At 42.2% G+C, this 12,359-nt stretch carries 8 protein-coding genes; all 8 read left to right on the forward strand.

What is annotated here, in order from left to right:
* Window positions 1–2 precede the first annotated feature (2 nt).
* From EWE74_RS16960 to EWE74_RS16995, 8 genes are read left to right on the forward strand one after another with little or no spacing between them, the layout of a single operon-like run.
* Window positions 3–1,391 carry a RagB/SusD family nutrient uptake outer membrane protein gene (locus EWE74_RS16960; RefSeq protein WP_130142857.1) on the forward strand — a complete coding sequence of 463 codons (1,389 nt, stop codon included), beginning with the start codon at window positions 3–5 and terminating at the stop codon, window positions 1,389–1,391.
* 19 nt (window positions 1,392–1,410) lie between these two features.
* Window positions 1,411–2,817, forward strand: a complete 1,407-nt coding sequence (locus EWE74_RS16965) for a sulfatase family protein (protein WP_130142858.1) — start codon at window positions 1,411–1,413, stop codon at window positions 2,815–2,817.
* 12 nt (window positions 2,818–2,829) lie between these two features.
* Window positions 2,830–4,242 (forward strand): sulfatase, encoded by a 1,413-nt coding sequence (locus EWE74_RS16970; protein WP_130142859.1) that lies wholly within the window; start codon window positions 2,830–2,832, stop codon window positions 4,240–4,242.
* An 11-nt stretch (window positions 4,243–4,253) separates the two neighbouring features.
* Window positions 4,254–4,520: a hypothetical protein gene (locus tag EWE74_RS16975; RefSeq protein ID WP_130142860.1), complete on the forward strand. Its 267-nt coding sequence runs from the start codon at window positions 4,254–4,256 to the stop codon at window positions 4,518–4,520.
* A 60-nt stretch (window positions 4,521–4,580) separates the two neighbouring features.
* Entirely contained in the window at window positions 4,581–7,688 is a 3,108-nt protein-coding gene (locus EWE74_RS16980; protein ID WP_165384754.1) for a SusC/RagA family TonB-linked outer membrane protein, read from the forward strand.
* A gap of 28 nt (window positions 7,689–7,716) precedes the next feature.
* A complete protein-coding gene (locus EWE74_RS16985; protein WP_130142862.1) occupies window positions 7,717–9,156 on the forward strand; it encodes a RagB/SusD family nutrient uptake outer membrane protein in 1,440 nt (479 codons plus the stop codon).
* Complete coding sequence (locus tag EWE74_RS16990; protein WP_130142863.1) at window positions 9,143–10,660, forward strand: sulfatase; 1,518 nt, start codon at window positions 9,143–9,145, stop codon at window positions 10,658–10,660. Before EWE74_RS16985 ends, EWE74_RS16990 begins: the two co-directional genes overlap by 14 nt.
* Window positions 10,657–12,321 carry a sulfatase family protein gene (locus tag EWE74_RS16995; protein ID WP_239018694.1) on the forward strand — a complete coding sequence of 555 codons (1,665 nt, stop codon included), beginning with the start codon at window positions 10,657–10,659 and terminating at the stop codon, window positions 12,319–12,321. The genes EWE74_RS16990 and EWE74_RS16995 overlap by 4 nt, the downstream gene beginning before the upstream one ends.
* Window positions 12,322–12,359: the final 38 nt, after the last annotated feature.

Consider the following 12,359-nt stretch of genomic DNA (forward strand, 5'->3'; position numbering starts at 1 on the left):
TAATGAAAATTTCAAAATATATACCGCTTGCATTATTAATCTTTGCAACATCCTCCTGTGATTCTTTACTCCAGGAAGACCTTTATTCTGAATTGGACGATAATTATGCAAATTCTCCAGAGGGGCTCCAGTCGTTGCTCACCTCCGCTTATGGCAATGCACAGCTCAGAAACTATGAATACTTTTTTACATCGGGTATGACTTCTGGTGAAAACTGGAATGAGTACGGTGCAATTGAAGCAAACTTTACGCCCTTGTGCAATTTTACATGGGATAGCAACCATCCGTATTTTAGCGGAATATGGACACGGTTGTATAGTGTAATACGTGATGTCAACATTATTTTACAGAATGCCGATCCGGCTAATGATGCGCAACTAATTGCGGAGGCCAAATTTTTAAGGGGAATCAGTTATTATTGGTTACACGATTGGTTCGGGCGGTTGCCGTTGTACAAAAGTCCGGATGACGATTACTATCAATCTCGTGTTACTGAAGAGGAGACCGTGGCGTTTATTGAGCAGGATTTGCTTGAAGCAGCTGAGATTTTGCCAGTCAAACAATCTGTATATGGAAAAGCAACGAAAGGGGCGGCATGGAGCTTTCTCGCAAAATTGTATCTAAATACTAAGAGATGGCAGGAATGTGCTGATCTAACAAATGAAATTATCGAATTGCAGGAATATAGCTTGTTTAGTGATTATACCAAATTGTTTTTAATTGAAAATGAGGGTAATGCAGAGCTTATCTGGACAATACAGTCTACTCCACAGCTAGGAAATCCGTTTGTGGCGAATACCTTTCCTACAGATTACCCACATCTTCCAAACCAAACGATCTATGCCTCTCAGGTATATCTTTTTGATGATTTTGTCAACTCATTTGCCGCTAATGATAAAAGACGTGAATTGATTATTACATCATATACCAATACGAATGGTGTTTTTGTACAACTTTTAGGGAATAACCGATCTTATCCTGGAAAATATGAATTTGATAAGGATGCAATTGGTGCTTCTTATGGAAATGATGTACCAGTCTTACGTTATGCAGATGTGCTGATCAGTAGGGCAGAGGCGCTAAATGAATTGAATGGACCAAATGCGGAATCGATAGCTCTATTGAATCAGGTACGGCAGCGAGCGCTACCTGAATTGCTACAGCTTGGGGACTTTAGCAAAGAAACGCTTAGAGAACAAATTTTTAAGGAGCGGACATGGGAGTTTTGGTACGAGCAAGCACGAAGGAGTGATCAGGTACGTCAGGGAACTTTCATCGCCGACGCAAACAGAAGAGGTAAAACTGCTGCAAAAGCGCATCACATCCTTTTCCCTATTCCGCAAACAGAAATTGATGCTAACCCTAACTTGGAACAAAATGATGGATATTGATAACCATAAAATTAAAATCATGAAAAAAAACTTTTTAGTCAAATCAGCAGGTATATTTATTGCATTATATGGACTGTTGCTAAATGGATACGCTCAGAAAAGCCAATCGGCATCACAGCCAAATTTTATCTTGATATTTACGGACGATCAAGGGTATGGAGACTTAGGCACGTACGGCAATCCTACGATAAAAACACCGCATATCGATCAATTGGCTGCCGAAGGGCAAAAATGGACAAATTTCTATGTGGCAGCTAACGTGTGTACGCCTTCGCGTGCAGCGTTAATGACGGGGCGTTTGCCCATAAGAAGTGGCATGCAAGGAGAGAAGAGAAGAGTGCTCTTTCCGGATTCTAAAGGAGGCCTTCCCGCGTCAGAGATAACGATTGCACGTCTATTAAAACAGAAAGGTTATCACACGGGAATTATAGGTAAATGGCACTTAGGAAGTCTGCCGGAATTCTTACCGACGAGGCATGGATTTGATTATTATTACGGAATCCCATATAGTAATGATATGGACAGGGTCGACTCTATTCCGTATCTCCAAGCTATTACACAACCTAAGAATGAGTATTTTCAAGTTCCGCTGCTTCGCAATGAGGAGATAATTGAACGCCCGGCTGTCCAAAATACCTTGACGGAGCGGTATACAGATGAAGCAATTAAGTTCATTTCGAAAAATCAAGGCGAACCGTTTTTTCTTTATCTAGCGCATTCCATGCCGCATGTTCCGCTGTTTGCAAACGAAAAATTTAAAGGTAAAAGTGCGCGGGGTATATATGGTGATGTAATTGAAGAAATAGACTGGAGTGTGGGGAAGATTGTGGAAGCCTTGAAGAAAAACGGTTTGGATAAAAATACGTATGTGGTGTTTGTGACGGACAATGGCCCTTGGAAAATATTTAAAGAATTGGGTGGTTCCTCTGGACCATTGTATGGCGCTAAGGGGAACAGTTACGAAGGAGGGGTGCGCGTCCCTGCAATTTTTTGGGGACCAGATCATGTAACACCAGGACAGGTTACAGAAATAGGAAGTACATTGGACGTGTTGGTGACCTTTGCCAATCTTGCCGGCATAAATCTGCCAAACGATCGGGTATTCGATGGATACGATCTGACGACTGTCTTGAATGGAAGTGCGGAAAAAAGCCCAAGGAATGAAATGTTCTATTATCATGCTTCAACATTGGTGGCTGTGCGTCAAGGACCATATAAATTAAGCTTTTATGAAAATAGTGAAAAAGGCTATCCTGACCAATTGAAAAAATTGGAAAAACCCAAATTGCATAATCTGAATGAAGATATCGGTGAAGCAGAAAATATTGCAGATCAGCACGAGGATATCGTAGAGGCCTTGTCTACACTGGCCGAAGAACACCACAAAACGGTTGTGCCGGTCGTCAGTCAATTAGATATTTTATAAAAATGTGAAACGATGAAAAGATTTTGTACAAGCGTTCTCGTTATTTTGCTTGGTATATATGCTTCATTTGGACAGGTTAAGCGCCCAAATATATTGTTTATAGCATCGGACGATCTAAATGTTGACATGAATGTTTTTGACGATCCTTTCGTAAAAACACCGAATCTTGATAGACTATTCAAGCTTGGTGTGCGGTTCGATCGCGCATATTGCCAATATCCTTTGTGCGCACCCAGTAGAGCTTCTTTGTTGACGGGATTAAGGCCGGATGAAACGAAGGTTAAAGACCTGTTTACATTTTTTCGTGATACGTTACCGGATGTTGTAACGCTTCCACAATTATTTAAAAATAATGGGTACTTCACCGCGAGAGTGGGCAAAATTTATCATTATGGCGTTCCTAGCCAGATCGGTACGAATGGACAGGATGACTCTCTTTCTTGGGATGTTCGTGTTAATCCGATAGGTATTGACCGTCAGCAGGAAGAAAACATCACCAACTACACACCTGGGGTTCCGCTGGGTGGAGCACTATCGTTTTGGGCAGCGCCTGGTTCCGATGAAGAACAGACCGATGGAAAGGTTGCTTTAGAGGCGATAAAACTATTAGAAGAACATAAAAATGAACCGTTCTTCCTTGCGGTGGGATTTTTTAGGCCGCATACACCGTATGTAGCGCCTAAAAAATACTTTGACCTTTACCCGGTTGAAAAGATAAATTTACCGGAAGAGCAGGAAGGTGAGTGGGAAGATAAACCGGAAGCAGCTCGGTTTACCCTGACTGATCACAGCGGACTTAATGTTGCGCAACGTAAGGAATTGACACAGGCTTACTACGCATCCATTTCTTTTATGGATGCCCAGGTCGGGAAGTTGCTAGATCAGTTGGATAGTTTGGCATTAACCGAAAATACGATCATTGTATTTTGGAGCGATCATGGGTATGCGCTGGGACAGCATGGACAATGGATGAAACAAACTCTTTTTGAGCATACCGCACGTGTGCCTTTATTGATCGCCGCTCCAGGCCACGCTAAAAAAGAACGAACATTGAGTACCGCAGAACTGATCGATATCTATCCGACGCTTGCAGAACTAGCCGGGTTGAATCCTCCCCATCGACTACAAGGAAAAAGTTTAGTGGATGTGCTGCAAAGACCGGAACTCGCGATAGAACGACCTGCCTATACGCAGATAGATAAGAATGTCAAACAAAAAGCATGGTACCGGAATATTGACCGTGATTATCTTGGACGCAGTGTTCGCTATAAACAATGGAGATACACCGAATGGAACGAGGGGCGTGACGGGGCAGAACTTTATAATTATGAGAACGATCCTAATGAGTTCAAGAACCTAGTTACCGATCCAGATTATACCCAAATTTTAGAAGAGCTGAAAGGTATTCTGCATCGTGATAAATAAATTTATTAAAAATGAAGATAGCAAATAACACAAAGAAGATCTTTTTTATTTTTTTAGTTCTGCCGTTGTTAAGCGGAAGCTATTCTATCCCGCGATTGTTAGATAACAAAACAAATACGATTGATAGCTGTGCAGTTACTTGTGCAGGTAAATCAACGATTAGCCGTGCCGCGTTGATAATGCAAGCAGCCGCTCCAGCGATAGAAAAAAATAAAAATAATACAGACACAGCCCGATTTATTCCACCGAATGGGGATAACGTGTGGCACAAAAAATAATAAAATCAAGTATTCAATTGGCGTTGGCACTTGGGGTTATTCACTATAAATATGTTAAATATGAACAAAATTGCAGTACTTTGGTACGCAGTCTATTTTCTATTGCTTTCTGTAAATCTTATTGGAACGAAAGCTTATTCCCAAATAGACCCTAAGCCCATTATCAATGCATCTTTGACGGGACAGGTCATCGATGCTATAACAAAAGAACCTATTGAAGGTGCTACGGTGCAATTGGAAGCGGTAACACATAGCGTAAAAACGGATCGTAATGGAGAGTTTGCATTCGTGACAGGACAAAAGCTGCCATTTACACTTATCGTCAGCTACTTGGGATACGAAACGAAAACGGTAGTTGTCGAATCTTCACCAACCGTGATAGCGTTAAGACCATCTTTTGAAGACCTCGATGAGGTCGTAGTGGTCGGTTACGGTACCCAGAAAAAGAGGGATCTTACCGGTTCAGTAACTTCCTTGGAAGCTGCGGATTTTAATAGAGGCTTTCAACAATCGGTGGATCAATTGATTGCTGGTAGGGCACCTGGTGTACAGGTAACGCAGTCGAGCAGTGAGCCCGGGGGAGGAGCGTCGATCCGTATACGCGGCGCAAATTCGATCAATGCGAGTAATGACCCCTTGTACGTGATAGACGGCTTACCTATCAATAATACACCTATATCACCTAGTTCGGCAGTAGTTGGCGACCCTTCTCCTCGGAATCCTCTCAATTCATTAAACCCGAACGATATCAAATCGGTAGAAATATTGAAGGATGCTTCAGCTACTGCAATCTATGGGTCGAGAGCGGCAAACGGCGTCATCTTGATAACAACAAAAAAAGGTGAGGGAAATAGATTTTCCCTCGGCTATAACGTTTCCACCGGCGTACAATCTGTTGCAAATCGGATAGAAATGTTGAACGCCCAGGAGTACATGTCTTTTCTGAACGACATTAAATCTGACCTTGGCGAGGCTCCAGAGTTTACGGAAGAACAAGTCCGGACGATAGGGATAGGAACTGACTGGCAGAATGAGATATATAGGAGTGCAGCTTTGCAAGATCATCATGTCACCTTTTCAGGCGGCGTAGATAAGTTGAATGTACATGCGTCATTGAACTACGCCAATCAGCAGGGGGTAGTATTGAATTCCGGGTTAAAGAAATATATCGGCAGAGCAAATCTGGATTATCAATCTGATCGGATTAAGTTTGGGATTAACTTAAATGGTAGTTCCATTGATGACCAATATGCGCCGAGTGGTGTAAGTATAAACGAGAGCGCTGGTATCATCTATTCAGCCTTGTTTCAGGATCCTACGCTGCCCGTTTTTCAGGAGGATGGATCGTATGGTGTAACACGTATCGTCAATCTGGAAAATCCCTATGCATTGAGTCAGGAGGTAAGAGATGATGGAAAGACCAACCGGACGTTTGGAAATGTGTATACCGAATATACTATTTTTCCGGAACTTTCCGTACGTGCAAATGTTGGATTTGATCGCCAGAATGCCAGGCGGGATAGTTACATCAGTAGACTATTAAAGCGAGGCGAGGGAACAAAGGGCATAGCAGACGTAAAATCCAACGAAGCACTAAACAACTTATTGGAATTGACCGCAACCTATAAAAAGCAAGTAGGTGTGCATGGCATAGACGCTTTATTGGGTTATACTTTTCAAGAATTTGAATTCCGTGGACTTTCGGCCAATGCACAGGGATTTCCTTTGGATGCACTATACACCAATAATATAGGAGCGGGACTGCAACCTACTTTCGGTGTGGGTAGTGAGCGGACACGAAATCAGTTGCAATCGTATCTGGGGCGTGTGAACTATAATTTATTACAAAAATATTTATTGACATTTACGTTCCGAGCAGATGGTTCTTCCCGGTTTGGAGCGTCAAATAAGTTTGGTTTTTTTCCCTCGGCTGCGATTGGCTGGCACTTAAAAGATGAGGCGTTTTTGAAAGATGTATCTTTTCTGTCGGATCTGAAGCTCCGTACAAGTTACGGGCTTACCGGAAACCAGGAAATCGGAAATTACAATTCCTTGGTGTTGTTCGGCCCTTCTGGCGAGGCTGTGCTAGGTGGCGCGTCCAAAGTCGGAATATCGGCAGTTCAACTACCCAATCCCAATCTGAAATGGGAAACAACAAGGCAATTCGATATTGGTATTGATTTCGGATTCTTAGACCACCGCATAACGGGTAGTGTTGATTTTTTCCATAAGAACACCCGAGATTTACTCTTGCTATTACCCGTTCCTAGAACAACAGGTTTTAACACGACACTTAGAAATGTGGGAGGTGTGAAAAATTATGGCTTTGAATTCGGTTTGAACACGCTGAACATAGATAGGGTATTCAAATGGAAATCGAATATAAACTTTTCTGCAATTAGAAATGAAGTGACCGACTTGGGCGGGCTGCCATTCATCCTAGCTGGATCGGCGGGATTTATTAGTGATTTTTCGATTATACAGGAGGGACAACCATTGAATGCGTATTATGGGTATCAGATAGATGGTGTGTTCCAATTGGATGACGATATAGAGAATTCCGCTCAACCATTATCGCGACCGGGCGAATACCGATATAAAGATGTAGATGGTAATGGGCGCATAGATGCTAACGACCGTACTATTTTGGGTTCTCCATTTCCGGATTTCACGTATGGGTTAAATAATGATTTTAGCTATAAATCGTTTGGGCTATCGTTTTTTATTCAAGGGGTTTCTGGAACTTCATTATTCTATATGAACCGTGCGGATTCGGAAAATCCGATATCTTTTCGAAGAAACAGATTGCGTGACGCTTACCTGGATCGTTGGACACCCGAGAATCCTACAAATACGAACTCTTCTTCCGTGCCGGTGGCTGTATCGTACGCGAGCAATGTCAATAGCAGGTCGGTCGAAAATGCATCGTATATACGGTTAAAAAATGTACAGTTACGCTATCAGCTGCCGTTAAAGAACAACGCTTTTTTTGACGCATTGAGTTTTCATTTGACAGCACAGAACCTGTTTACAATCACGAATTATTCGGGTTCTGATCCAGAGGTTAGCGCATTTGGGACTTCGAACGTGAGGGCAGATTTTAACGCCTATCCATTAACGAGATCTTATATTTTCGGTATCAATGCCAGTCTTAAAACGGGCAAATAAGAACGTTGAAATGTATAAAAATATTTAGATGAAGATGAAAATGAAAACTAGTATTGGATTATTGATAGTTTTATTATTGTTCTCCTGTCAGCATGCACTAGACGAAACGGTTTACTCATCTTTTGGTCCTGATAACTTTTTTAACAGCCAAGAAGATGCCGAATCACTTCTGCTGGCGGCGTATGCAGCGGAGCAGAAGCAAGGTACGGATGGCTTTCGGAATATTTTGGTAATGGCCGAAGTGAATACGGATTTGCTCATCATACGCGAGGGCGGATTACGGGGGCTGGCACAGCCGTTGGAGGATTTTACCTGGAATCCGGCTCATGAGTTTTTCGCAACGGCCTGGTCGAGGTACTACAGTGCCGTATATAAAGCAAACTTAGTCATCGATCATGTCCCAAATATAGACTTTGACGAAAATAGGAAAAACCAGATCATTGCCGAAGCCCGGTTTCTAAGAGCAAGCAATTATATTTATTTGTTCGATTTATTTGGACCGGTTCCATTGATTACCAGTAGCGAGGTAGACGCCGACGATAGACCATCGAGAGCTGAAAAAGAAGATTTTGTTCGGTTCGTAGAAGATGAACTATTGGACGTGAGTGCCGTTCTACCTGTCGAACAGACAGAATATGGACGGGTGACAAAAGGAGCCGCATTGGCTTTTCTAACTAAATTTTATCTGAACAATAAAAAATGGGATAAAGTGGTCGAAGTAGCGGACGAACTGATCGGTTTGGAAGTGTATAATCTATTTGATGGTCAAAAGCGGACAGATTTATTCTTGATTGAAAATGAAGAGAATAAGGAATTTATTTATGTAAGGCCGCATATAGCCCAACCGGGTCTGGGGACAAATTATCTTCCCCATGCAGCTCCTCCAAATTATAAATATAAAGGTGCCGCAAAAACGAACTATGCAACGCAGCTGAAGACACTTTCGTCATTTTTGGATTCTTTTCACGCTGCCGATGAAAGAAAACAGGTCATCATCACTTCCTACGAAGATTTGAATGGAAACGTCATCTCGTTAGGCAAAGACGATGCACGGAGCTTTAAGTTTCAAGAGGATTTGCCAGCGACGGGAGCTGACTTAGGTAATGATTTTCCCGTCGTACGTTATGCAGACATTTTATTGTCAAAGGCGGAGGCGCTCAACGAGTTAAACGGACCTAACCAAGAATCGATAGTTCTGATTAATCAGGTGCGTGAGAAAGCAAATATTCCACTGTTAACCTTATCTTCGTTTGGAGATAAGATTACGTTACGCGATCACATCCTAAAGGAACGTGGCTGGGAATTTTTCTCGGAAGAGTTGCGTAGACAGGACCTGGTCAGACATGGCCGTTTTATTGAATATGCAAAGGAAAGAGGAAAGGTGGCGTTTGATTATCAAGTATTATACCCGATTCCACAAAGTGAGATTGATAGAAATCCTAATCTTATCCAAAATGATGGATATTAAATTTTTGCTTTTTACCTTGCTGTTTGGATATGGCGTGTGTAATGCCGGTACATTTTATGAAAGGGAAGACCCTAAACCAAACATCATCGTATTCCTCGTAGATGATCTAGGATGGCAGGATATTTCCACCTTTCCTAATTTTAAAAAGTTAGTGCAGACCGGTGTCCAGTTTTCGGATGCCTATGCAACGCCACTTTGTACACCAACGCGAGTGAGCCTTATTACCGGTACGAACGCGGCGAGGCACCGCGTGACGAACTGGACACATCCTGATAAGGATAGAAGCACGGATTACCCGGATACAATATTCCAGCATGTAGACTGGAATATAAACGGTCTGGGAATAGACCAGAGCGAAAACAATACCTTTTTGGTGACGCCCTTACCTCGTTTACTTAAAGAAAATGGCTACAGAACTATTTTAGTGGGGAAGGCTCACTTTGGAAGTAAAGGTATTGCGGCATCAAATCCTAAAAATATTGGTTTCGATGTTAGTATTGCAGGAAGTGAAATAGGACATCCTGCTTCGTATTTTGGATGGGAAAATTTTGATCGACCTCGAAACGGATCCCCTAATCGTAATGCGGTTCCGGGACTTGAAAAATTCCACGGACAAGATATTTTTTTAACAGAAGCACTTACCCAGTCGGCTCTAGCAGCATTAGGAAATGTAGAAAAGCAGACACCATTTTTTCTATATTTAAGTCATTATGCCGTACATACCCCGATAGAGGCTGATCCACGGTATGTAGATTCGTTTTATGACACGTCGGTGGACAGCGTGGAAGCGGCTTATCAATCGTTGGTAAAAGGAGTGGATAAAAGTTTAGGCGATGTCTTGGATTATCTGGAGGAGAACAATTTGTCAGAAAATACAGCAATCTTCTTCTTGTCTGATAACGGTGGGTTATCGCGTGTTCCGCCCAGAGGAGGAGTGTCTGATACACATAATACACCGTTGCGATCGGGTAAAGGATCTGTGTATGAAGGCGGGATTCGTATTCCTTTTGTGGTGAAATGGCCAAAGGTGGTCCGACCACAATCTGTTTCCAAAAATCCTGTGATCGTGGAAGATTTGTTTTCTACTATACGCGCTATTGCGGGTGTGGAGGACAGGGAGGTGGTGCAGACAGTAGATGGCATTAATCTTCTACCATATCTTCAAGATGCTGATCTGGTTGATTCTACGCGAGCGTTGGTATGGCATCATCCCAATCGATGGATCAAGGAGGATTTTTCGTCCTCATCATGGGCTAGTGCCTTAAGAATAGGGAATTGGAAGCTGATCTATGATTATACGAAACAAGAACTAGAACTGTACAATCTTGACAGTGATATAGGAGAGAAGCAAAATGTGGTCCATAAACATCCTGAAAAAACAAAGGAACTGGCGGGGATACTTACGCAAAAACTCAAACAGCGGGAAGCTCAGTTGCCGCGCTTTAAGGGAACGGAGAAGCTCATTCCTTGGCCTAATGAAATAGTTAACGACTTAAAAAAATGATGATGAACAGAAAAATATATAGTTATTTGCTCGCTGGATTATTATCTGGTGTGACATTCAGTACTCTTGGACAAAATCTGGATTCGGTTAAACGTAAACGACCAAATATCGTGTTCATCTTTTCGGACGATCATGCATATCAGGCAATCAGTGCGTATGGAAGTACGCTGGCACAAACGCCAAATATTGACCGGATCGCAAAGGAAGGAGTGATCCTTAAAAACCAACTGGTGACAAATAGTATCTGTGGACCTAGTCGGGCAACTTTATTAACCGGGAAGTACAGTCATAAGAATGGCTTTAAGACAAATGAAAACCCTAATTTTGATCTTAACCAGACAATTTTTACAAGGGAGTTGCAAAAAGCAGGATATAATACGGCTTGGGTCGGAAAGTGGCATTTGGGAACACTCCCTACCGAAGCGTTGAATTATTTTAATATACTGCCCGGACAAGGCCATTACTATAATCCAGATTTTATTCATAACAACGGCGATACGGTGAGGCACGAAGGATATGTAACAGATATCATCACGTCTTTCGCCAAGGATTTTATTGAACAGCAAGATGCTGATAAGCCTTTCTTTTTAGTTGTAGGACATAAAGCTACACACCGAGAATGGATGCCCGATATTCAGGATCTAGGTGCCTTTGACAATATAGATTTTCCTATTCCAGCGACGTTTTACGACGATTATGAAGACAGGGAAGCTGCTAAGGATCAGGATATGACTATCGATAAAACGATGGTGCTAAGACAGGATTTGAAAGTGGAACAGGTGTTCAACCCAAACAAAGAGCAGGCGCAGGAATTAAAGCAGCAGCTTATTGAAAAGTGGTTCGGAGGTAAGGAACTTACCGCCAGCCAAAGTAAAGCATTGGAAGCCCACGTCAAAGGACGCTACACACCCGAACAAGAAAAAGCACTGTCTGATTATTACGGCAAAATATCGAAAGAATTTGCTGAAAAAAAATTGGATGGAAAGGAATTGGTGGAATGGAAGTATCAACGCTATTTGAAAGATTATCTCTCTACCGCAAAATCGTTGGACCGAAATATAGGGGAATTATTGGACTATTTGGATGAAAGTGGTTTAGCAGAGAATACGGTCGTGATATATGCTTCGGATCAAGGCTTTTATTTGGGAGAACACGGTTGGTTTGACAAACGATTTATTTACGAAGAATCGTTGAAAACACCTTTTGTACTCCGATATCCTGGGGTTGTAAAACCGGGATCGGATCTTCAAGATCTTATACTAAATATTGATTGGGCGCCTACGGTGTTGGATTTGGCTGGTGCGACTATTCCCAGGGATATACAAGGTAACTCATTTTTACCTTTGCTGGTGAACAATCAAGATAGTGTGCAATGGCGGGATGCTGGATATTATCACTATTATGAATTTCCACAACCACATCATGTTCATCCACATTTTGGTATTCGTACAGACCGATATAAACTGGTCAGGTTTTATGGAGAATTGAATACTTGGGAGCTTTTTGATCTACAGAAGGACCCGAACGAATTATCAAATGTTATTGATCATCCGGATTACCGTGCAGTATTGGAAAGCTTGCGCGATAGGCTGCAGGAGCTGATCCAAACTTATGAAGATAAAGAAGCAGAGCGGGTTCTTCGTGCGGCTAGCGAGATATAGGGAAGGGATGTTTTAACTATAAACCAAGTACTCAATTG

The organism is Sphingobacterium corticibacterium (assembly GCF_004208525.1).
GTDB lineage: Bacteria > Bacteroidota > Bacteroidia > Sphingobacteriales > Sphingobacteriaceae > Sphingobacterium > Sphingobacterium corticibacterium.